Origin of the sequence: Citrobacter sp. C6_1 (genome assembly GCF_014596835.2) — a bacterium.
GTDB lineage: Bacteria > Pseudomonadota > Gammaproteobacteria > Enterobacterales > Enterobacteriaceae > Citrobacter > Citrobacter pasteurii.
Genome location: NZ_CP115031.1, coordinates 4,454,950 through 4,477,189 on the forward strand (window position 1 = coordinate 4,454,950; position 22,240 = coordinate 4,477,189).

The following is a 22,240-nucleotide window of genomic DNA, read 5'->3' on the forward strand; positions in this document are numbered from 1 at the left end:
TCCCCGCAAATGCGGGGATTTTTTTATTCCTACGATGCCGGACCCGCGCAAGCGACATCCGGCATTTTCTATTACAGCAGATCGAAACGGTCCAGGTTCATCACTTTCACCCATGCCGCGACAAAGTCCTTCACGAACTTCTCGTGGGCATCGCTGCAGGCATAAACTTCTGCCAGCGCACGCAGTACCGAGTTAGAGCCAAACACCAGGTCGGCGCGAGTTGCGGTGTATTTCACTTCACCGTTCAGACGGTCACGACCTTCAAATACCTCTTTCGATTCGTCAGTCGCTTTCCATTCGTTACGCATATCCAGCAGGTTGACGAAGAAGTCATTGCTGAGCACGCCAGGACGATCGGTAAAGACGCCATGCTGGCTACCATCAAAGTTGGCACCCAGTACGCGCATCCCGCCTACCAGCACGGTCATTTCCGGTGCTGTCAGGGTTAACTGCTGCGCTTTATCGATCAGTAACGACTCGGTGGTCGACACGTCAGGACGGGCACGATAGTTACGGAAACCATCTGCAATAGGCTCCAGCAGCTCAAACATCTCGATATCGGTTTGGTCCTGACGCGCGTCTACGCGGCCCGGAACAAAAGGCACAGTGATGTTAACACCCGCCGCGCTTGCCGCTTTCTCGACACCGACCACACCGGCCAGCACGATAATGTCGGCCAACGAGGCGGTATGAGCAGATTTATAAATACCTTCCAGCACAGGCAGAACACGTGCCGCAGTCGCATTCACATCCCAGCCGCGTTGTGGTGCCAGCGCCAGGCGAGCACCGTTAGCGCCACCACGTTTGTCACCGCCACGGAAAGTCGATGCGGAAGCCCACGCCACCGATACCAGCTCACTGACAGAAAGCCCGGAAGCTGCAATGGTCGCCTTCAGGTTAAGAATGTCTTCTTCACTTGGGTTGAAGAACGCATGCGGCAGTGGATCCTGCCAAATCAGATCTTCTTGCGGTACTTCCGGCCCGATGTAACGCGCTTTCGGCCCCATATCACGGTGCGTCAGTTTAAACCACGCACGAGCAAAGGCTTCGTTGAACGCCTGCGGATCGTTAAGGAAACGACGAGAGATCTTCTCGAACTCAGGATCAAAGCGCAAGGTCAGGTCGGTGACCAGCATTGTTGGCTTGCGTTTTTTCGACGGATCAAACGGATCGGGGATAATCTCCGGTGCGTCAACCGCTTCAAACTGAATAGCGCCTGCCGGGCTGCGAGTTTGCACCCACTCATATTTGAACAGGTTCTCGAAGAAATAGTTGCTCCACTGGGTCGGAGTCTGCGTCCAGACAACTTCCAGACCAGAAGTGATGGCATCTGCACCCGAGCCGCTGCCGTAGCTGCTGGCCCAGCCCAGGCCCTGCGCTTCAATTGGTGCAGATTCAGGATCAGGACCAACATGGGATGCAGGTGCTGCTCCGTGGGTTTTGCCCAACGTATGACCACCACCAATCAGCGCAACAGTTTCTTCGTCGTTCATCCCCATATTACCGAAGGTCGCACGAATAGCCGCTGCCGCAGAAAGCGGTTCACCACTGTGATCAGGACCTTCTGGGTTCACATAGATAAGACCCATTTCGGTTGCGCCAAGCGGGGCTTTTGCCAACTCTTCAGGATGGCGGTGAGTCAGCCAGGCTTTCTCATCACCCCAGTTTACGTCCAGATCCGGTTCCCAGACATCTTCACGCCCTGCGCCAAAACCGAAGGTACGGAAGCCTGAGTTTTCCAGCGCCACGTTACCCGCGAGGATAAACAGATCGGCCCAGGAAATTTTCTGACCATATTTCTGCTTGATTGGCCACAGCAGACGACGCGCCTTATCAAGGCTAACGTTGTCCGGCCAGGAGTTCAGTGGTGCAAAACGCTGCTGTCCGCGACCCGCGCCGCCGCGTCCATCGATGGAGCGATAAGTCCCTGCACCGTGCCATGCCATGCGGATAAACAATCCAGCATAGGTTCCCCAGTCAGCGGGCCACCACGGTTGAGATTCGGACAGAAGGGCTCTGAGATCCCCTTTCAGGGCAGAATAGTCGAGTTTGCTAAATTCTTTGCGGTAGTTGAAGTCCTCGCCCAGCGGGTTCGAACGGTTGGAATGTTGGTTCAGCAAATCTACACGGAGTTGATTAGGCCACCAGTCGCTGTTGTTCGTTCCTGCTCCCGCGCTCTGATCGTGACTGCCCTGATGAAAAGGACACTTACCGGCAGTTGATGCGTTATGGCTATCGTCGGACATGCTCATCTATATGCTCCCTTTACAGTGTTCTGACTACGATATACACCACCAGAGATAAGATATAGTCGAAATAACCCACAGATTCGATAGCTAATTCCTTTTATATTTTACGTTACAGAGATGTAGATCAAAATGATCAATAAAAAGCCCTCCGTAGAGGGCTGGGGCATCTGTTTAATTCGGTCTTACACCCAGTGTGTGACAAATAGCGTAGCTCATCTCAGCGCGGTTGAGCGTATAGAAGTGAAAATCTTTCACCCCTTCGCGACTGAGGATCTTCACCATGTCCATGGCGATATTCGCCCCTACCAGCTTGCGGGTTTCGGCATCATCATCCAGACCATCAAACATTGTCGACATCCAGGAAGGGATACGAACATTGGTCATATCGGCAAATTTCTTCGCCTGCTTAAAGTTAGAGACCGGCAGGATACCCGGAATAATTTCCACATCGATGCCTGCTGATACGCAACGGTCGCGAAAACGCAGGTAGCTTTCCACATCAAAGAAGAACTGGGTGATCGCCCGGTTTGCACCGGCATCAACCTTACGCTTCAGGTTCAGCAAATCAGCCTGAGCACTCTTCGCTTCCGGATGAACTTCCGGATAAGCGGCAACAGAGATATCAAAGTCTGCAACGTCTTTCAGCAGCGTCACCAGGTCAGAAGCATACATATCCGGTTTACCGCTTCCCGGCGGCAGGTCACCACGCAGGGCAACAATATGACGAATACCGTTGTTCCAGTAGTCCTGAGCAATGGTACGCAGCTCATCACGGGTCGCATCAATGCAGGTCAGGTGCGGCGCTGCTTCAAGACCCGTGCGATCCTTAATACCTTTAATAATGCTGTGCGTACGGTCGCGCTCACCCGAATTTGCCCCGTAGGTCACGGAAACAAACTTCGGCTTCAGGCTGCTCAGACGATCGATGGAGTTCCACAGGGTTTGTTCCATTTCACTGGTGCGCGGCGGGAAAAACTCAAACGAAACGTTAATCTGACCGGCAACTTCCGCCAGGCTCTGATTCAGGGCTTCCCGCTGGTTGGCGTGAAAAAAGCTCATACCTTACCTCATCAATCTTTTGTCGTTATATGTTGTATTGTGAACTGCTATACGTTTAGACGTCTAGATGTAAAAATGACGGAAAAGCACGCTGGCGTCAACACAAAAATCATCGATAAAGGTGAGGAATACTCAGCCAACGTGAAAAAAATTCACATCAGCTTGAAATGGTGAGGGATTGCATCATGAGTTCTTGCACCCACTGCAACCGGCTCTCATTTTCAGGCAACATCACGAACCCGGCACGGATACACAGCTCAGCATCGCTCAGTGGATGGAATACCACGCCCTGGCGCTGGATAGCGGCAAATGAAGCCGGGAGCAAACTTAAACCATCGCCCTGGGCAATCCGCGCAAGCAACACATCATGCTCCAGTGGTTCTTCAAGACAGGAAGGAGAGTAACCAGCGCGGTGGAAAATCTGCCGGGTATAGTCAAAGAAAGCCGGGTTACGTTCCCGCTGGAACCAGAACAACGGTCGGTGGTTAAGTGCCGATAAGGAAAGAGAGGTCGTACAAGCCTCTGACCAAAAGGAGGGTAATGCAGCAATTATCGGCTCTTGCCAGGCTAAAGGGATGACGGTAAGCCCAGATGCCTCAATAGGCAAAGCCACCAACGCCGCATCCAGTTTGCCTCGCCTTACCTGACGAACAAGTTCAGGTGAGCCGTGACGCATGACACGCAGCATTTTTACACGAGCATTTAGCATTGATTCAAGCGCCACAAAAACACCCTGTTCAAACGCCGTGCTTAATCCTAAACGCAGAGGTTGCACCTCCATCTGCGCTAGCTGGCTCAATGCAATATAGGTCTTGTCCTGTAGCGCCAGCAGTGGGCGCACCATTTCTAATACATGCTGACCCTCTTCCGTCAATGTCAGCCCACGGGTATGACGGACAAAAAGCGTCACCCCCAGACGTTCTTCAAGCTGGCGAATATGGCGGCTTAGCGGCGGCTGCGACATAAAAAGACGTTGCGCCGCACGGCTCATGTTGTTCTCTTCGGCCACTACGGTGAAGTAGCGCAGCAGACGGATATCCAGAGAGTGCAGGGGCGATATTGTCATACCAAAAAAGTATCACGGAAACGGTATTATCCCAATCATTCTGCGCGCTCTATCCTCACGCCACAGACCACACGATAGAGGAAGAAATGATGCTTTCAGAACGCTTTATTACCGGTCAGGAGATGTTGCAAAAAGTGGATGGCAAAGGGGGCGATGCGGTCATCGAAAGTCTGCAGGACATTGCGCCAGACTTCGCCCAATACCTGATTGAATTTCCTTTTGGCGACATCTATTCAAGACCGGGGCTGGATTTACGCAGTAGAGAAATAGCTACCGTCGCGGCATTAACTGCGCTGGGTAACGCCACACCGCAACTGAAAGTACATATTGGTGCGGCATTACACGTGGGTTTAACGCAGGATGAGATCGTTGAAGTGATTATGCAGATGGCCGTATATGCTGGCTTCCCCGCGGCACTCAACGGTGTGTTCGCCGCAAAAGAGGTGTTTGCCTCCCACAAAGGCTAAAACAACAGGCCAGCGGATTATCTGCTGGCCTGAGTATCTGCTGGGTTATGCCGCACTGCATTGCCGGGCATGCGGCAGCTATCCCCCGTTGTTTAATGGGGAACAATTTCGCGAACATCACGCCTCGCTTTGGTTTGTGGATGAAGAAATCAGTGACGATCAACACACCAGACCCTGGCAGTTACTGGGCAAAAGTTATCAGGGATGGTGGCAAAACCAGTGGCAAATTTGGCAACAAGGCGACACGCGTAAAATGGTGTGTTTGTTAACAGGGGGTCAGGTTGAAAAAGGAGCGTTAATAACCCTGGCGGCAAGTCATCATTTTCTCAACGGGTTGCAGCAACAGACGGAATTTCAGCAAAGCCCACGTTACTCTGCCCATTCTGTGTTTCAGACGATAAGGACGCTGTAAATACAACGCCCTCATTGATAAACGGTAATGATGCCGGATAGTAATGCTTACGCATTTTATCCGGCAAAAAAACTACAACAACTGCGCCAGACGGTTGATGTCGGACTGGATAGCACCGGCGGTTACATCACGACCTGCGCCCGGCCCACGGATCACCAGCGGGTTATCGCGATACCAACGGCTTTCAATGGCGAACACGTTATCGCACGGCAACAGCGCTGCCAGCGGGTGTTCAGCGCGGACCGCTTCAACACCCACACGCGCTTTACCATTGGCGTCAAAACGCGCCACGTAGCGCAACACCAGCCCCATTTCACGTGCAGCTTCCAGACGTTGCACCATCTGTTCGTTCAACTCATCACCATTTTCAAAGAAATGGTCAATGGAGCCTTCTTCACAGTGCGCAGGCACCAGTGACTCAACGCGAACCTGGTCCGGCTCAATATCGTAACCTGCTTCACGCGCCAGGATCACCAGCTTACGCATCACATCTTTACCAGAAAGATCGACGCGCGGGTCTGGTTCAGTTAGCCCTTGCTGCCAGGCCTGATCCACCAGTTCGGTGAACGGAACCGTGCCATCAAATTGCAGAAACAGCCAGGATAACGTGCCGGAGAAGATCCCGCTGATCGACAGAATCGTATCACCACTATCAATCAGATCGCGCACAGTATGGTTGATCGGCAAACCTGCACCCACGGTGGCGTTATACAGCCAGTGGCGACCGGTTTTTTCGAAAGCATCATGAATTTGGCGATACTTATCGCTGGTACTCGCCCCCGCCAGTTTATTGGCGCTAATGACATGGAAACCATGGCTGGCGAAGTCCAGATACTGATCGGCCAATTGTTCACTGGCCGTCACATCCAGTACCACTAAATCATCATACGGGTGGGCGCGCATCCACAGGAATAGCGCCTCTTCATCCTGCTCTACCGCTTCGTCGTCGAAGAAAGCCAGAGCACGGCTGGCATCCAGCCCTTCATAGTTCAGCAGGCTGCGGCGGCTATCCACCACGCCTGCCAGCACGAATTCAAACCCGGTACGCGCGGAAAGCGTTGTTTGTTCGCGGGCAAACAGTTCCAGCCAGCGTGAACCAATATTCCCCTTGCCGAACAGCACCAGACCGATACGTTTTTCTGCACGGAAAATAGACTGATGCAAACCCTGAATCAGGCTTTCGGTCGGGCCGGTACGCAGTACCGCGACCAGGCTGATACCCTCTTCCGACTGCCAGGTAAACTCGACGGGCTGGCCTTTTAACTGCTGCCAGAAACGGTGGCAATGCAGCGGATTGCGCGTTACGCCTGCCCCAACCATCGCCACCAGCGCCAGCCCCTGGCGCAGACGGAGCTCGCCCGGCAAACCGGCTTCATCAAGAATTTTCAGTGCGCCATCAGCAACTTCGGAGGTATAGCAAAATTGCAGCAACTGACGGTCCGGATGCACACCAACCGCCAGCGGACGCACCTGCGTGCGTTTTAAAATCTGGTCGATATCTTTGTAAGCCAGCTTAAAGTCCTGGCCGGCGGGAACCTGAAACTCAATCAGACAGACGTCGTCATGGCTGGTCACAATGCGCGCTCCGGTACCAGAAGCCAGTACACGCTCAATCCGCGTTGACCCCTGATCCGGCGTGTAGCTGCAGCGCAGCTGGAGGTCGATATCGCTACCCGAAACCGGCTGTAAGGTGCGAGCATGCAGAACCGGAGCCGCCAGACGCGCCAGCTCGCTGGCTTCATCAAGACGCAGCAGCGGTAGCAAACAGGCATCTTTGACTTTACGCGGGTCCGCACTATAAACCCCAGCGACATCGCTCCAGATAGTCACGCGGGAAACGCCCGCCAGCGCGCCAACCTGCGTCGCTGAATAGTCAGAGCCGTTACGCCCCAGCAGCACCGTTTCACCCGCATTGCTACGACTGATAAACCCGGTAACCACCAGGCGTTTACCCGGATGCTGAGCCAGCAGTTGTTGCAGCAACGGATAAGACAGACCTTCATCCACCTGCGGCTGGGCACCGCGTTCAGCACGTAAAAACTCTCGCGCATCCAGCCAGGCCGATTCCAGCCCCTGTTGGTTAAGGACAGCAGACATCAAACGCGCCGACCACACCTCGCCATGTCCCACCACTTCGGCATAGACGGCATCGTTCACACCGCTGTCGAGCAATCCGGCCAGACGCTCCAGATCGTGAATAAACGCACCGATCAGCCCATCAGCCACGTCTGGTGGTAACAGGCCGCTAATCAGCTCACTTTGATAACGGCGTAATGCCTGCTGAACCTGATGCGCAGAAAGACGATCGGTCTGGCTTAACTTAAGCCAGCTAATCAACTGGTTAGTGGTACTGCCCGCGGCGGAAACAACCATCATATCGTCAGGCTGCGAGTACTCCGCCATAATACCTGCGACACGCAAATAACATTTCACGTCTGCCAGGCTACTACCACCAAATTTGTGCAGTTGACGACCCTTCGCCCCTGCCTGCGCAATCACACTCATGTTTACCCCTTGTTTGCAGCCCGGAAGCCATTTTCCAGGTCGGCAATTAAATCTTCGCCATCTTCAATACCGGTGGAGATACGCAACAACGTTTCCGAAATTCCGGCAGCAGCACGCGCTTCTGGCGCCATACCCGCGTGTGTCATGGTCGCGGCGTGGGAGATCAGACTTTCAACGCCCCCTAATGATTCCGCCAACGTAAACAATGACAACCCGCTCAGGAAGCGACGCAATGTTTGCTCGTCGCCATCCAGTTCAAAACTCAACATCGCGCCGAACCCTTTTTGCTGACGCGCGGCAATCTCATGCCCCTGATTATCCGGCAGTGACGGATGATACAGTTTCTTCACCAGCGGCTGGGTTTGCAGGTAGTCCACAATAGCCTGAGCATTACGTTGTGCCACTTCCATACGCGGCGACAGAGTACGCAGGCCACGCAACAGCAGATAACTATCAAATGCGCCGCCGGTAACGCCAATATTATTCGCCCACCATGCCAACTCAGTGACCGTCTCCGGATCTTTCGCTATCACCACGCCAGCCACCACATCCGAGTGACCGTTTAAATATTTCGTGCATGAATGCAACACCAGATCGGCGCCCAATGCCAGTGGATTTTGCAGTGCAGGGCTTAAAAAAGTGTTGTCGACAACGCTCACCGCACCAGCCTCACGCGCCAGTTGGCAGATTTTTGCAATATCTACCACGCGCAGCAGCGGGTTGCTTGGACTTTCGACCAGTACCAGCTTTGGTTTTTCCGCCAACGCCGCTTTCAGCGCCTGATCATCACCCTGATCGACAAACAGCACGCGATAGCAGCCACGTTTTGCCAGACTGTCAAACAGACGATAGCTCCCACCGTAACAGTCGTGCGGTGCGACCAGCAGATCGCCAGGCTTGAGGAATACCGTGGTCACCAGATGAATCGCCGACATGCCGGTATTGGTCAGCACTGCACCAGCGCCTCCCTCCAGCTCCGCCAACGCACGCTGAACCACATCACGCGTCGGGTTGCCGCGGCGTGAATAGTCATGCGCGCGCGGCTCATTAAAACCGGTGAAATTATAGGTACTGGAGAGGTGAATCGGTGGGACAACGCAACCGTACTGCTCGTCGTCATTTAATCCGCTACGCACTGCAATGGTGGCCTGTTTACGCGTCATATTGAGGAGATCCTGGCTGAGTCGGTGAAAAGTCAGACACCAGAGTAATCATTGTTACAATAGCCGTCAATACATCTGGACATCTAAACTTCTTTGCGTATAGATTGAGCAAACAGGAAATAGCCGTTAAAATTATATGCATTAGCGTACATTTGCGTCGGCTAACTTCGTGTCAGGGCCGCGCCACTACGATAAACTACGCGCAATTATGGTCCGGGCTCAGGTTCTGGCCTCAATATTAATGACAAAGAGGATTAGGTATCTCATGGCTGAATGGAGCGGCGAATATATCAGCCCATACGCTGAGCACGGTAAGAAGAGTGAGCAAGTCAAAAAAATTACGGTTTCCATTCCTCTGAAGGTGTTAAAAATCCTTACCGATGAACGCACGCGTCGTCAGGTTAACAACCTGCGTCACGCCACCAACAGTGAACTGCTGTGTGAAGCGTTTCTGCATGCTTTTACCGGGCAACCATTACCCAACGATGAAGACCTGCGTAAAGAGCGCAGTGATGAAATCCCGGAAGAAGCAAAGGTAATCATGCGTGAACTGGGTATCAACCCGGAAACGTGGGAATACTGATTGTTAGAACAGATGAGAAAAGGCGGGATTACTCCCGCCGCTTCTCACTATGTTACTTACTGATACCATTAAGTTTATTCAATGTCTCTTCCATTTTGAGCGTCTCTTTACGGTTCAAGGGATAGAAATAAATCAGAATAATCGCGGCCAAAAACAGGCATAACGCCGGTAAAAGATTCGCCATCGTATAGATGTTTTCCTGCACGATGCTGGTTTGCACAGCGCCGCCCGTTGACGAAGATTGATAACCAATGATGGCCAGCATAAATCCACCAACCGCCCCTGCACACGCCTGACCCACCTTGCGGGCAAAGAAGTTCACGCCGTAAACCGTACCATCCTCACGATCGCCGGTGACATACTGATGATAATCACAAACATCGGTCATAAACGCCCAGATCATCAGGTTGAATAACCCAGCCCCCAGCGTCGCCAGGAACAGGCAAACCAAATAGACTTTCGCGTCGGTAATATGGATGAAGTACATAATCAGATACATCGCCACCGCAAAGAGCAATGCGCCGACGCTGGCCTCTTTTTTACCAAACCGCTTCGTGAGCCAGGATGCCGATGGCGCCAGCAAAACCAGAGACCCAAAGGTGAAGAGCAAGGCAACGGACATGGCCTCTTTGTTATGGAAATAGTCATTAAACAGGTAAGTCATGTTGGTACCAGACAACCCCTGATTAATCACGATCAACAGATCCACAACCACTAAAACAATCAGCGCCTTATTGCGTAGTAGCCCTTTCAACAGCACTGAAACAGGCATGCTCTCTTTTTTCTCTACGCGCACACGCTCCGTCGTTAACTGGCAGGTCAATGTTAAAAAGATAAAACCCAACACCGCACAGCCGATGGCGATCCAGAAGAAATGCTGCCCGGAAATCACCTGACTTCCGTCCACCAGGGTGGTGTACATCAGAATCGGGATAAAAAAGCCGGTTGCTCCGCCGCCGATAGCGGAACCCACGCTGCGCCAGGTTGACAGCGACACCCGGTCTTCCGGGTTCGAGCTAATCGCCGCAGACATGGCGCCATACGGAATGCTGACTGTCGATAACAGTGAACCGTACACAAAATAGGAGCAGCAAATGTAGATAATTTTCGCCGTATAAGAAAAATCATTCACAAACGGCAGAAACAGGACCACCGCGATGATACAGAATGGATACTTCATGCGGCGCACCCAGGGGTTAAATCGCCCATGTATCGTCAGTTTAGAGGTATCGCATAAGCGCCCTACACCAACATCGACAAACGCATCAAAGAGTTTAGTCACAAAATAGAGTGAGCCGACAATAACCCCTGAAATGCCGAGGACGTTAGTGTAATAAATCATTAAAAAACTATTTACTAAGCCAAGAATAAAACAGGTTCCCAGGTCACCACACAAATAACCAATTTTATCTCTAAATCCGAAAGGTCTGACGGCAGTGGTTTCATTATTTCCGATAATAGTTCCATCATTAGACATGATGTCAACTCCTTAGACATATTATTCACACAAACTATGCTTATCGACGTAATCGGTCGATATGAAAACTATTACCGATTAGAAGTTATAACCAAGACCGACACGATAACGGGTCTGGCGATCGTCTGTCGTTGTTGTGTTATAACCAGAGGAAACGTTGCCAACCTCAACAAATGGAACCCAGGATCCTAGTTTATACGCCACGCGGAAGTTATATTCGTAATCATCTTTTCGGTTGTTATATAAATCTTCGCTATCGGCAATTTTATAAATACCGTTTAGCTCAAACATCCAGTCATTAATGTTATAACCGAGCCATGCTTCCGGACGATAGACCATGCGGTCATCCTTGCCGTCAGTGTTTCTTCGCATGTACTCCTGACGATAGCGGAACGCAGTCCACCAGCTGTCATTGATGTTGTACTGCACGCGGATATAAGGTTTATAAATCGTGATGTTATCGCCCGTTTCGATCGCAATACCTGGCTGCCAGATGAGATCCCGCCAGGTAAACTGGTAACTTGCCGTATACTCGTTACCGTTACTTTCCATATTATTCCACGCATCGTTCGATTGCGTATCTTCAGAACGTGAAATGGCCTCTACCGCTACACCAAAACCTGTAGCAAGACGATGAGACATATAAACACGATCGTAATTTCGCCCGTCATCATAATATTCATGGCGGTAATCAACATAACCCGCCTGCGCGGCCGCAGATAATAATGGAATAAGTAACAAGGTAGATTTAAATTTCATGACAATCCCTTTTCACACTAAATAAAGAAAATTCACCATCACATTCCGGGCTATAAACAGGAAAGCAATAGAGTCGTAAGAATAATTTTATATTTCCGCGAAAGTGTATTTTAGAAAGAGGGGATAAACCTTTGAGATTTTGCCAGGAATTGGCATGAGTGGCAAAGAACAGAAGATAAAAATGACGAAGATCACTAGTGTGAATATTTTATTTTAAAAATAAAACGCCATTTCATTTATTAAAAACGAAATATTATTCAACACATAAATATAAACATAAATTGTATTATCAAATACAGATACAAAAAAAGCGCCATAAGGCGCTTTTTTCTGGCAGCTGAAACTTATTTGCTGCCTGGGATGCTGAAACGCTTGTTGAAGCGATCAACACGGCCACCGGTAGCAACATCACGCTGCTTGCCAGTATAGAACGGGTGGCACTTGCTGCACACGTCGAGGTTCAGATCGTGACCGACAGTAGAGCGGATTTTAATGACGTTACCGCAAGAGCAGTTTGCAGTAATTTCTTCGTATTTCGGGTGAATATCTTTTTTCATGGGAAAACCTCGGTTTAAGGCCGCGTCGCTCTTCCAGCCCTAACGCCAGACACCACGCGATGTTAATAGTATAGGTCAGTGATACAAATTTGTATCAAAGGCGGCGAATCATACAGAAATTAACCTGCTCATGCAAACTGATCCGCATTCTGTCCTTCACTAATGTGTATACTAACCCGCCAGATTTCAAGTCAGGATGATTCAATGCCCGTCGCGCATGTTGCCTTACCCGTTCCGCTACCTCGTACCTTTGACTATCTCCTGCCGGAAGGTATGAGCGCCAAAGCCGGGTGTCGCGTACGCGTGCCCTTTGGCAAGCAGCAGGAGCGTGTCGGTATCGTCCTTTCCGTCAGCGAGCACAGTGAACTACCGCGGAGCGAATTGAAAGCCGTTCTCGAAGTGCTGGACAGCGAACCGGTCTACTCGACCTCCGTCTGGCGTCTGCTGTTGTGGGCGGCGGATTATTATCATCATCCTATCGGTGACGTACTGTTTCATGCCCTGCCAATTCTGCTGCGCCAGGGACGCCCGGCGACTAACGCGCCCATGTGGTACTGGTTTGCCACTGAAGAAGGCCTGGTTATTGACCTCAACAGCCTGAAGCGTTCTCCCAAGCAGCAGCAGGCGCTGGCTGCGCTACGCCAGGGAAAAATATGGCGCGACCAGGTGGCAGAGCTGGAATTTAATGACGCCGCATTACAGGCGTTGCGGAAAAAAGGTCTGTGCTCCCTGGCGAGTGAAACGCCAGGTTTCAGCGACTGGCGTACGCACTACGCCGTTTCCGGTGAGCGTCTTCGACTGAATACCGAGCAAGCCACCGCTGTTGGCGCGATTCATAGCGCGTCGGACAGCTTTAGCGCCTGGCTATTAGCCGGCGTGACGGGGTCGGGTAAAACAGAGGTCTATCTAAGCGTACTGGAAAATGTCCTTGCCCAGGGCAAGCAGGCACTGGTAATGGTGCCGGAGATTGGCCTGACGCCACAAACCATTGCCCGTTTTCGTGAACGCTTTAATGCGCCGGTCGAAGTCCTGCACTCCGGATTGAATGACAGCGAACGTCTTTCGGCATGGCTGAAAGCAAAAAATGGCGAAGCGGCGATAGTTATCGGTACGCGCTCCTCGCTGTTTACGCCGTTTAAAAACCTCGGCGTGATCGTCATCGACGAAGAGCACGACAGTTCTTATAAACAGCAGGAAGGTTGGCGCTACCATGCCCGCGATCTGGCGGTTTACCGCGCCCACAGCGAACAGATCCCGATTATTCTCGGTTCAGCCACTCCCGCACTGGAAACGTTGTGCAACGTGCGACAGAACAAATACCGCATGCTGCGCCTGACGCGCCGCGCCGGAAACGCACGCCCTGCCACTCAGCACGTGCTGGATCTCAAGGGTCAGCAGGTGCAGGCCGGACTGGCTCCGGCGCTGATCACCCGCATGCGTCAACATCTGCAAGCAGATAACCAGGTAATTTTGTTTCTTAATCGTCGGGGTTTTGCGCCTGCGCTGCTGTGTCACGACTGTGGCTGGATTGCCGAATGCCCACGCTGCGATCACTACTACACGCTACATCAGGCGCAGCATCATCTGCGCTGCCACCACTGCGACAGCCAGCGCCCGATACCGCGCCAGTGCCCCTCCTGCGGCTCAACGCATATGGTGCCGGTAGGACTCGGCACCGAACAGCTTGAGCAAACTCTGGCACCTTTTTTCCCCGGCGTGCCAATCTCACGCATCGATCGCGACACCACCAGCCGTAAGGGCTCGCTGGAGCAGCACCTGGCAGAAGTGCATCGCGGCGGCGCTCGCATTCTGATCGGCACGCAAATGCTGGCTAAAGGCCACCACTTTCCGGACGTTACCCTGGTGGCGCTTCTGGACGTTGACGGAGCGCTATTCTCTGCCGATTTCCGTTCGGCTGAACGTTTCGCCCAACTTTATACCCAGGTTTCCGGACGAGCTGGGCGCGCCGGGAAACAAGGCGAAGTGGTTCTGCAAACGCACCATCCTGAACATCCGCTACTGCAAACCTTGCTGTATAAAGGTTATGACGCATTTGCCGAACAGGCGCTGGCCGAGCGGCAAACGCTGCAGTTACCACCGTGGACCAGTCACGTGATCGTGCGGGCAGAAGATCATAACAATCAGCATGCGCCAATGTTCTTACAGCAGTTACGAAATCTGATTCAGGCCAGTCCGCTGGCCGATGACAAACTGTGGGTGCTTGGCCCGGTTCCCGCTCTGGCACCTAAGCGCGGCGGTCGCTATCGCTGGCAAATTTTGTTACAGCATCCGTCGCGAATTCGCCTGCAGCATATCGTCAGCGGCACGTTGGCGCTGATCAATACGTTACCCGATGCACGTAAGGTTAAATGGGTGCTGGATGTCGATCCCATCGAGGGATAATCCCTCACGATGCGAGACGGATCGTAAAATTAAAGATCCATCACACTTTTTATGAAAATTCTGTAACCGTTTCCATTAACTATCTGATAAAAATGTTTCAGATGAAGGCTATTCAAGGACGAGTCTGTGCCAGCAGCTCTCTGGCGAGGAGAAAGAGTGAAACCGAATAAGCAGGTTGCCGCCGCTACGATGAAAGATGTTGCTCTGAAGGCGAAAGTCTCAACGGCAACCGTATCCCGCGCATTAATGAACCCGGACAAAGTCTCACAGTCAACCCGTAACAAGGTTGAGCAGGCAGCCCTGGAAGTGGGATATTTACCCCAATCAATGGGACGCAATGTTAAGCGTAATGAGTCACGTACCATTCTGGTGATTGTACCGGATATCTGCGATCCCTTTTTTAGCGAAGTGATTCGCGGCATAGAAGTGACCGCCGCAGAGCAAGGATATCTGGTGCTTATCGGCGATTGCGCGCACCAGAACCAGCAGGAAAAGACCTTCCTCAACCTCATAATCACCAAGCAGATCGATGGCATGGTGCTGCTCAGCTCACGCCTGCCGTTTGATGCCAGCGTGGAAGAGCAACGCAACTTGCCGCCGATGGTCATGTCCAACGAATTTGCGCCAGAGCTGGAACTGCCCACCGTGCACATTGATAACCTCACTGCAGCCTTTAACGCGATGAATTATCTGCTGGAACTGGGGCATAAGCGCATTGGTTGTATTGCCGGTCCAGAGGATATGCCGCTGTGCCACTACCGCCTGCAAGGCTATGTTCAGGCACTACGCCGCAGTGGAATTACCGTCGATCCACACTTCATCGCGCGCGGTGATTTCACCTATGAAGCGGGTGCTAACGCGTTAAAACAGCTGCTTGAGCTGCCGCAGCCGCCGACCGCGGTCTTTTGTCACAGCGATGTGATGGCGCTTGGCGCGCTCTCTTACGCCAAACGTCAGGGCTTAAAAGTACCGGATGATTTATCTATCATTGGCTTCGATAATATTTCACTGACGGAATTTTGTGATCCACCCCTGACAACCGTCGCACAACCGCGTTTCGATATCGGACGTGAAGCTATGCTGTTACTGCTCGATCAATTACAAGGACAGAGCGTCAGCAGTGGCTCACGTTTACTGGACTGCGAGCTAATTATTCGGGGTACTACCCGGGCACTGACGTAAAGTAAAGTGCTTTCGGACTCCCCTGTCTGGTCAAAGGCCCGTCGCTTAAGTAACATGGCGGGCTGACGAACGAATAAATACAGCGAAACGATAGTGGCACAACGAGATTATGTACGTCGCGGCCAACCGGCACCTTCGCGGCGCAAAAAGAGCACATCACGGAAAAAGCAACGCAGTACGCCAGCGGTATCCCCCGCGATGGTCGCTATTGCTGCAGCCGTACTCGTGACCTTTATCGGTGGTCTGTACTTCATTACGCATCACAAAAAAGAAGAGTCCGAGACGCTGCAAAACCAGAAAGTCACCGGCAATGGCATCCCACCAAAACCGGAAGAACGCTGGCGCTACATCAAAGAGCTGGAAAGCCGTCAGCCTGGCGTACGTGCGCCAACCGAACCCTCTGCGGGTGGCGAAGTGCTTAACGCCGATCAGTTGACCAATGAGCAGCGCCAGTTGCTGGCGCAAATGCAGGCTGATATGCGTCAACAGCCGACACAGCTCAACGAAGTACCGTGGAACGAACAAACGCCTGAACAGCGCCAGCAAACGCTGCAGCGTCAGCGTCAGGTGCAACAACAACAGTGGAACAACGCGCAGCAGCAGGCGCAGCGACCGCGCACGCAACCACGGGTAGCGGAACAGCCTTACCAGCAGCAGCAAACGCGTACGGCGCAAGCAGCTCCGGTACAACAACAGCCGAAAGCACAGCCAAAACCGGCGGCCCAACAGCCGTACCAGGATCTGCTGCAGACGCCTGCGCATACCACCGCCGCTCAGCCGAAAACGCAGCCAGCCGCGCCAATAACGAATGAAACGCAGCCGCCAAAACAAACGGCGGAGAAAAAAGATGAACGCCGCTGGATGGTGCAGTGCGGGTCATTCAAAGGGGCAGAGCAGGCAGAAACCGTGCGTGCTCAACTGGCCTTTGAGGGCTTCAACTCCCGCATTACCACCAACAACGGCTGGAATCGCGTGGTGATTGGCCCGGTGAAAGGCAAGGAAAATGCCGACAACACCATCAGCCGCCTGAAAGTTGCCGGCCACACAAACTGCATTCGACTCGCCACTGGGGGTTGAAACCCCCAAAATATCCCCCATCTATACTTGCATTACGCCCCGTACACCTGTGCGGGGCCTGTATTCTGCATTTGTAACCAAGGGGTCTGCTCGTGACAACAATAGTAAGCGTACGCCGTAACGGCCATGTGGTAATCGCCGGTGATGGTCAGGCCACACTGGGTAACACCGTAATGAAAGGCAACGTGAAAAAAGTCCGCCGTCTGTACAACGACAAAGTCATTGCGGGCTTTGCGGGCGGTACTGCGGATGCATTCACGCTGTTTGAACTGTTTGAACGCAAACTGGAAATGCACCAGGGTCACCTGGTTAAGGCCGCCGTTGAGCTGGCTAAAGACTGGCGTACCGACCGTATGCTGCGCAAACTCGAAGCGTTGCTGGCCGTTGCAGATGAAACGGCATCGCTCATCATCACCGGTAACGGTGACGTCATTCAGCCAGAAAACGATCTGATTGCCATCGGCTCCGGCGGTCCCTACGCCCAGGCTGCAGCACGCGCTCTGCTGGAAAACACCGAGCTTGGCGCACGCGAAATTGCTGAGAAAGCGTTGGATATTGCAGGGGATATCTGCATTTATACCAACCACTTCCATACCATCGAAGAATTGAACTCCAAAGCGTAAGGATCCCCCATGTCTGAAATGACCCCACGCGAAATTGTCAGCGAACTGAACAAGCACATCATCGGCCAGGATAACGCTAAGCGTTCCGTGGCGATTGCCCTGCGTAACCGCTGGCGCCGCATGCAGCTCAACGAAGAGCTGCGCCATGAAGTCACGCCGAAAAACATTCTGATGATTGGCCCGACCGGCGTCGGTAAAACCGAAATCGCCCGTCGCCTGGCAAAACTGGCCAACGCGCCGTTCATCAAAGTTGAAGCAACCAAATTCACCGAAGTCGGCTATGTAGGTAAAGAAGTTGACTCGATCATCCGCGATCTGACCGATGCCGCCATCAAAATGGTTCGCGTTCAGGCGATCGAGAAAAACCGCTTCCGCGCAGAAGAAATGGCCGAAGAGCGTATTCTCGATGTACTGATCCCGCCAGCCAAAAATAACTGGGGACAGTCAGAGCAGCCTCAGGAACCTTCAGCAGCGCGTCAGGCATTTCGTAAAAAACTGCGTGAAGGCCAGTTGGACGATAAAGAGATTGAAATCGATCTTGCTGCCGCACCGATGGGCGTAGAAATTATGGCGCCTCCGGGCATGGAAGAGATGACCAGCCAGTTGCAGTCTATGTTCCAGAATCTGGGTGGCCAGAAGCAAAAACCGCGTAAGCTGAAAATCAAAGATGCGATGAAGCTGCTGATTGAAGAAGAAGCGGCCAAACTGGTCAATCCGGAAGAGCTGAAACAGGAAGCTATCGACGCCGTTGAGCAGCACGGGATCGTGTTTATCGACGAAATCGACAAAATCTGTAAGCGTGGCGAGTCCTCCGGCCCGGATGTTTCCCGTGAGGGCGTACAGCGCGACCTGCTGCCGCTGGTTGAAGGCTGCACCGTCTCTACCAAGCATGGTATGGTGAAAACCGATCACATCCTGTTTATCGCCTCCGGCGCATTCCAGGTGGCGAAACCGTCTGACCTGATCCCGGAACTGCAGGGTCGTCTGCCGATTCGTGTGGAACTTCAGGCGCTGACCACCAGCGATTTTGAGCGTATCCTTACCGAACCGAATGCCTCCATCACCGTGCAGTACAAAGCGCTGATGGCGACAGAAGGTGTGGACATTAACTTCACCGAGTCGGGCATTAAACGCATTGCCGAAGCGGCCTGGCAGGTCAACGAAACCACCGAAAACATCGGTGCGCGTCGTCTGCATACCGTGCTTGAGCGTCTGATGGAAGATATTTCCTATGATGCGAGCGATTTGAACGGCCAAAGCATCACAATTGATGCCGAATATGTGAGCAAACATCTGGATGCGCTGGTCGCAGATGAAGATCTGAGCCGTTTTATCCTATAATCGCGTTCAATGCATTTTCATCACTGTTGATGGGGCTGATAAAGCCCCATTTTTATTGGCGCTAAATATGACTGAACAACAACAAATTAGCCGCTCGCAAGCCTGGCTGGAAAGTTTACGACCTAAGACCTTACCGCTCGCCTTCGCGGCGATCATCGTCGGTACGGCATTAGCATGGTGGCAAGGGTTCTTTGATCCGCTGGTCGCTCTGCTGGCACTGATTACCGCAGGACTGCTGCAAATCCTGTCCAATCTCGCGAACGACTATGGCGATGCCGTTAAAGGCAGCGACAAACCCGACCGTATTGGACCGCTGCGCGGTATGCAAAAAGGCGTTATTACCCAGCAAGAGATGAAGCGTGCGCTGATTGTCACCGTGGTCTTAATCTGCCTGTCCGGTCTGGCGCTGGTGGCGGTGGCATGTCACACGCTGGCGGATTTTGTCGGCTTCCTGATTCTCGGCGGCCTGTCGATTATCGCCGCTATCACCTATACCGTCGGTAATCGTCCATACGGGTATATCGGTCTGGGTGATATTTCTGTACTGGTGTTCTTCGGCTGGCTGAGCGTGATGGGAAGCTGGTATCTGCAGGCGCATACGTTGATTCCGGCGCTCATTCTGCCTGCTACCGCCTGCGGCCTGCTGGCAACTGCCGTACTCAACGTTAACAACCTGCGCGATATCAACAGCGACAGAGAGAACGGCAAGAACACGCTGGTCGTGCGTTTAGGCGCTGTCAATGCCCGCCGCTACCACGCCTGTCTGCTGATGGGCACGCTGGTCTGCCTGGCGCTGTTTAACCTGTTCTCGCTGCAAAGTTTATGGGGATGGCTCTTTATCCTCGCCGCACCACTGCTGATTAAACAGGCACGCTACGTGATGCGTGAAATGGATCCGACGGCAATGCGCCCAATGCTGGAACGCACCGTAAAAGCGGCACTGTTGACTAACCTGCTGTTTGTTGTTGGAATTTTCTTAAGTCAGTGGTCTCTTTAACTGACAAATATCAATTAACAATTGATGATTTTGCCAACAGTACACATAGCGCGATATACTAAAAATTCTCGCAGCAACTGAACGTTGAGCCTATGAAATACGATACATCCGAGCTTTGTGACATCTATCAGGAAGATGTCAACGTCGTGGAACCACTGTTCTCTAACTTTGGAGGACGGTCGTCGTTTGGCGGGCAAATCATCACGGTAAAATGTTTCGAGGACAACGGGTTGCTGTACGATCTGCTCGAACAAAACGGCCGTGGTCGCATTCTGCTGGTCGATGGCGGCGGTTCTGTCCGTCGTGCGCTGGTCGATGCCGAACTGGCTCGACTGGCCGTACAGAATGAATGGGAAGGTCTGGTCATCTACGGCTCAGTCCGTCAGGTAGACGATCTGGAAGAACTGGATATCGGCATTCAGGCGATTGCCGCAATTCCGGTCGGTGCCGCAGGGGAGGGTATTGGGGAAAGCGATGTGCGCGTCAACTTTGGCGGCGTAACGTTCTTCTCTGGCGACCACCTGTACGCCGACAACACCGGGATAATCCTCTCCGAAGACCCGCTCGATATCGAGTAAAGAAAACACCGCAATTCGGTGTGATGCCAGTCGGTTAAACAACTGACTGGCTTTTTTTCGCTTCTAAAAATCTCCAGAGCCTCTTTTGCCATTTTCCCCTTCCGATTCCCCCATCCTGCGCATTGACGAAGAAAAAACTCTCTCTATACCTAATGATGAATCTCATCACTCTCATCACGAGGTCATCATGCATATCGATCTGACAGGTAAAAAAGCGCTGGTCACCGGAGCCAGTCGTGGATTAGGGCGCGCCATTGCACTGTCGCTGGCGAAAGCCGGTGCTGATGTTGTTATAACCTATGAAAAATCTGCGGAGAAAGCCCAGGCCGTTACCGATGAAATTACAGCACTTGGCCGCCATGGTGAGGCCATTCAGGCAAACAGTGCAGACGCTCAGGCGATTCAGAACGCCGTAAACCGCACGGTACAGTCACTCGGAGGACTGGATATTCTGGTCAACAACGCAGGAATCGCACGCGGCGGCCCGCTGGAGTCGCTGTCACTGGAGGACATCGACGCATTGATTAACGTGAACATCCGTGGCGTGGTAGTTGCCATACAGGCCGCGCTGCCGCATCTCCCTGAAGGTGGGCGAATCATCAATATTGGCAGTTGTCTTGCCAACCGCGTCGCCCAGCCGGGGATTGCCGTCTACGCGATGACTAAATCAGCGCTCAACTCGCTAACCCGTGGCCTGGCTCGTGATCTCGGCCCACGGGGTATTACCGTTAATCTTGTCCATCCCGGTCCAACGGACAGTGATATGAACCCGGCAGATGGCGAGCAGGCAGAATCCCAACGACAGCTTATTGCGACAGGGCATTACGGAACACCGGAGGATGTTGCAGCGGCGGTGACGTTTCTGGCAAGCCCAGAGGCTGGGCAGATTTCCGGCACCGGTCTGGACGTAGATGGGGGTTTGAATGCCTGAAATTAACGTTGTGTTGCGGTAAAACGTTTGTATTGCCGGATGACGGCTTACGCCTTATCCGGCCTACACAGGAACGATTACGCAAGAGATTTCGTGTTGTAGCAAGGCGGCAAACGAAGGTATCCCCAGGAGCGTAGTAAACTACGTGACTGGGGTAACTGAGCGCAGCCAACGCAGCTACGGCACGAAAGATGAAGCGTAATTAGACTTCTTCCATACGACCCAGCAGGGCATGCAGACGATCCTGCCAGCCGTTCTGCTGTTCTTTCAGGCTGTTGTTCTCACGCTCCAGCTCTTCACGCTGCTGCTGTGCAGACTGAACTTCCTGCGACAGTGAGTTGTTCTTTTCTTTCAGCTCTTCGATTTCCATCTGCAACAGCGTGATGGTATCAATCGCCTGCTGTACTTTTGCTTCCAGTTTCTCAAACACTTCTAATGACATCGTCATACCTCTCCTGAATTGCAAGGCGTTGATGGATAAAAATCCTCGTCCCGATAACCGGCGACGCCTTAATAAAAACGAGCGCACACTACTTAACACCGATTGTATGAAGCCGCGCCATCCCTGTCCAGCGGCATCCCGCGCAGATTGCGGTTTGCAACACTTTTAATCTTTGTCCTGGTGACACAACCGTCATAACTCTTAAGTGTTAACAGGATGATCGGTGAAATGATTCAGCTCACACTATTTTTGTATAACAAATACCGCGCAATGGCGCGAAAACGCTCATTTTGTTGATGGAGTACACACATTTTAATTTCGATATTTCTCGTTTTTGAGCGTTAACGATAAATTAACAGTGTGCCTACC

General features: G+C 52.4%; 19 protein-coding genes and 1 pseudogene. 11 read left to right on the plus strand and 9 right to left on the minus strand.

What is annotated here, in order from left to right; genetic code table 11:
• Positions 1-71: 71 nt before the first annotated feature.
• The 3 genes from katG to IB196_RS21310 all read right to left on the minus strand — a co-directional run bounded on the left by katG (position 72) and on the right by IB196_RS21310 (position 4,374).
• Positions 72-2,252 (minus strand): catalase/peroxidase HPI, encoded by a 2,181-nt coding sequence (gene katG, locus IB196_RS21300; protein WP_188232356.1) that lies wholly within the window; start codon positions 2,250-2,252, stop codon positions 72-74.
• A gap of 168 nt (positions 2,253-2,420) precedes the next feature.
• Entirely contained in the window at positions 2,421-3,308 is an 888-nt protein-coding gene (gene metF / locus IB196_RS21305) for a methylenetetrahydrofolate reductase (protein WP_005121692.1), read from the minus strand.
• A gap of 157 nt (positions 3,309-3,465) precedes the next feature.
• On the minus strand, positions 3,466-4,374 hold the full coding sequence (locus tag IB196_RS21310; RefSeq protein ID WP_005121693.1) for a LysR family transcriptional regulator: 909 nt from the start codon (positions 4,372-4,374) through the stop codon (positions 3,466-3,468).
• An 89-nt stretch (positions 4,375-4,463) separates the two neighbouring features.
• On the opposite strand from IB196_RS21310, the gene IB196_RS21315 reads away from it, so the two are divergent.
• Positions 4,464-4,841, plus strand: a complete 378-nt coding sequence (locus tag IB196_RS21315) for a carboxymuconolactone decarboxylase family protein (protein WP_005121694.1) — start codon at positions 4,464-4,466, stop codon at positions 4,839-4,841.
• A 100-nt stretch (positions 4,842-4,941) separates the two neighbouring features.
• Positions 4,942-5,253 (plus strand): annotated as a pseudogene (locus IB196_RS21320) (cytoplasmic protein); the annotation flags it as partial.
• A 72-nt stretch (positions 5,254-5,325) separates the two neighbouring features.
• Here IB196_RS21320 and metL read toward each other — a convergent pair.
• Together metL and metB are read right to left on the minus strand one after the other, a co-directional pair.
• On the minus strand, positions 5,326-7,758 hold the full coding sequence (gene metL / locus IB196_RS21325; RefSeq protein WP_005121700.1) for a bifunctional aspartate kinase/homoserine dehydrogenase II: 2,433 nt from the start codon (positions 7,756-7,758) through the stop codon (positions 5,326-5,328).
• A gap of 2 nt (positions 7,759-7,760) precedes the next feature.
• Positions 7,761-8,921, minus strand: a complete 1,161-nt coding sequence (gene metB, locus IB196_RS21330; RefSeq protein ID WP_005121701.1) for a cystathionine gamma-synthase — start codon at positions 8,919-8,921, stop codon at positions 7,761-7,763.
• A gap of 265 nt (positions 8,922-9,186) precedes the next feature.
• Between metB and metJ the strand changes: the two genes are divergently transcribed.
• On the plus strand, positions 9,187-9,504 hold the full coding sequence (metJ, locus tag IB196_RS21335; RefSeq protein ID WP_003028816.1) for a met regulon transcriptional regulator MetJ: 318 nt from the start codon (positions 9,187-9,189) through the stop codon (positions 9,502-9,504).
• A gap of 52 nt (positions 9,505-9,556) precedes the next feature.
• Here the strand turns inward: metJ and IB196_RS21340 are convergent, their stop codons facing one another.
• From IB196_RS21340 to rpmE, 3 genes are all read right to left on the minus strand, one after another.
• Positions 9,557-10,981, minus strand: coding sequence for a glycoside-pentoside-hexuronide (GPH):cation symporter (locus IB196_RS21340; RefSeq protein WP_005121703.1), 1,425 nt, complete (start codon positions 10,979-10,981; stop codon positions 9,557-9,559).
• A 78-nt stretch (positions 10,982-11,059) separates the two neighbouring features.
• Positions 11,060-11,740, minus strand: a complete 681-nt coding sequence (locus IB196_RS21345; protein ID WP_005121705.1) for an oligogalacturonate-specific porin KdgM family protein — start codon at positions 11,738-11,740, stop codon at positions 11,060-11,062.
• Between the two features lie 344 nt (positions 11,741-12,084).
• The gene (gene rpmE / locus IB196_RS21350; protein WP_003028810.1) at positions 12,085-12,297 is read right to left on the minus strand and encodes a 50S ribosomal protein L31; all 213 of its coding nucleotides are present in this window, start codon (positions 12,295-12,297) and stop codon (positions 12,085-12,087) included.
• Between the two features lie 204 nt (positions 12,298-12,501).
• On the opposite strand from rpmE, the gene priA reads away from it, so the two are divergent.
• The 8 genes from priA to IB196_RS21390 all read left to right on the plus strand — a co-directional run bounded on the left by priA (position 12,502) and on the right by IB196_RS21390 (position 21,429).
• The gene (gene priA / locus IB196_RS21355; protein ID WP_005121709.1) at positions 12,502-14,700 is read left to right on the plus strand and encodes a primosomal protein N'; all 2,199 of its coding nucleotides are present in this window, start codon (positions 12,502-12,504) and stop codon (positions 14,698-14,700) included.
• A 156-nt stretch (positions 14,701-14,856) separates the two neighbouring features.
• Positions 14,857-15,882: a DNA-binding transcriptional regulator CytR gene (cytR, locus tag IB196_RS21360; RefSeq protein ID WP_003825179.1), complete on the plus strand. Its 1,026-nt coding sequence runs from the start codon at positions 14,857-14,859 to the stop codon at positions 15,880-15,882.
• Positions 15,883-15,975: 93 nt separating this feature from the next.
• Positions 15,976-16,959: a cell division protein FtsN gene (ftsN, locus tag IB196_RS21365; RefSeq protein WP_188232355.1), complete on the plus strand. Its 984-nt coding sequence runs from the start codon at positions 15,976-15,978 to the stop codon at positions 16,957-16,959.
• Positions 16,960-17,051: 92 nt separating this feature from the next.
• On the plus strand, positions 17,052-17,582 hold the full coding sequence (gene hslV / locus IB196_RS21370; protein ID WP_003028805.1) for an ATP-dependent protease subunit HslV: 531 nt from the start codon (positions 17,052-17,054) through the stop codon (positions 17,580-17,582).
• A 9-nt stretch (positions 17,583-17,591) separates the two neighbouring features.
• Entirely contained in the window at positions 17,592-18,923 is a 1,332-nt protein-coding gene (gene hslU, locus IB196_RS21375) for an HslU--HslV peptidase ATPase subunit (protein ID WP_003028803.1), read from the plus strand.
• A gap of 67 nt (positions 18,924-18,990) precedes the next feature.
• Positions 18,991-19,920, plus strand: coding sequence for a 1,4-dihydroxy-2-naphthoate polyprenyltransferase (gene menA, locus IB196_RS21380; RefSeq protein WP_005121721.1), 930 nt, complete (start codon positions 18,991-18,993; stop codon positions 19,918-19,920).
• Between the two features lie 92 nt (positions 19,921-20,012).
• On the plus strand, positions 20,013-20,498 hold the full coding sequence (rraA, locus tag IB196_RS21385) for a ribonuclease E activity regulator RraA (RefSeq protein ID WP_003028798.1): 486 nt from the start codon (positions 20,013-20,015) through the stop codon (positions 20,496-20,498).
• Between the two features lie 187 nt (positions 20,499-20,685).
• Positions 20,686-21,429, plus strand: a complete 744-nt coding sequence (locus IB196_RS21390; RefSeq protein WP_005121723.1) for a 3-oxoacyl-ACP reductase family protein — start codon at positions 20,686-20,688, stop codon at positions 21,427-21,429.
• Positions 21,430-21,631: 202 nt separating this feature from the next.
• On the opposite strand, the gene zapB is transcribed toward IB196_RS21390, so the two are convergent.
• Positions 21,632-21,877 (minus strand): septal ring assembly protein ZapB, encoded by a 246-nt coding sequence (gene zapB / locus IB196_RS21395; RefSeq protein ID WP_005121725.1) that lies wholly within the window; start codon positions 21,875-21,877, stop codon positions 21,632-21,634.
• Positions 21,878-22,240 lie beyond the last annotated feature (363 nt).

What these genes read in the sequence shown, in the direction of transcription:
- priA (WP_005121709.1), top strand. Translation starts at nt 12,502, where the DNA reads ATGCCCGTCGCGCATGTTGCCTTACCCGTTCCGCTACCTCGTACCTTT.
- hslU (WP_003028803.1), top strand. Translation starts at nt 17,592, where the DNA reads ATGTCTGAAATGACCCCACGCGAAATTGTCAGCGAACTGAACAAGCAC.
- metL (WP_005121700.1), bottom strand. Translation starts at nt 7,758, where the DNA reads ATGAGTGTGATTGCGCAGGCAGGGGCGAAGGGTCGTCAACTGCACAAA.
- rraA (WP_003028798.1), top strand. Translation starts at nt 20,013, where the DNA reads ATGAAATACGATACATCCGAGCTTTGTGACATCTATCAGGAAGATGTC.
- metB (WP_005121701.1), bottom strand. Translation starts at nt 8,921, where the DNA reads ATGACGCGTAAACAGGCCACCATTGCAGTGCGTAGCGGATTAAATGAC.
- zapB (WP_005121725.1), bottom strand. Translation starts at nt 21,877, where the DNA reads ATGACGATGTCATTAGAAGTGTTTGAGAAACTGGAAGCAAAAGTACAG.
- metF (WP_005121692.1), bottom strand. Translation starts at nt 3,308, where the DNA reads ATGAGCTTTTTTCACGCCAACCAGCGGGAAGCCCTGAATCAGAGCCTG.
- metJ (WP_003028816.1), top strand. Translation starts at nt 9,187, where the DNA reads ATGGCTGAATGGAGCGGCGAATATATCAGCCCATACGCTGAGCACGGT.
- katG (WP_188232356.1), bottom strand. Translation starts at nt 2,252, where the DNA reads ATGAGCATGTCCGACGATAGCCATAACGCATCAACTGCCGGTAAGTGT.
- rpmE (WP_003028810.1), bottom strand. Translation starts at nt 12,297, where the DNA reads ATGAAAAAAGATATTCACCCGAAATACGAAGAAATTACTGCAAACTGC.
- IB196_RS21310 (WP_005121693.1), bottom strand. Translation starts at nt 4,374, where the DNA reads ATGACAATATCGCCCCTGCACTCTCTGGATATCCGTCTGCTGCGCTAC.
- IB196_RS21340 (WP_005121703.1), bottom strand. Translation starts at nt 10,981, where the DNA reads ATGTCTAATGATGGAACTATTATCGGAAATAATGAAACCACTGCCGTC.
- IB196_RS21315 (WP_005121694.1), top strand. Translation starts at nt 4,464, where the DNA reads ATGCTTTCAGAACGCTTTATTACCGGTCAGGAGATGTTGCAAAAAGTG.
- IB196_RS21345 (WP_005121705.1), bottom strand. Translation starts at nt 11,740, where the DNA reads ATGAAATTTAAATCTACCTTGTTACTTATTCCATTATTATCTGCGGCC.
- menA (WP_005121721.1), top strand. Translation starts at nt 18,991, where the DNA reads ATGACTGAACAACAACAAATTAGCCGCTCGCAAGCCTGGCTGGAAAGT.
- IB196_RS21390 (WP_005121723.1), top strand. Translation starts at nt 20,686, where the DNA reads ATGCATATCGATCTGACAGGTAAAAAAGCGCTGGTCACCGGAGCCAGT.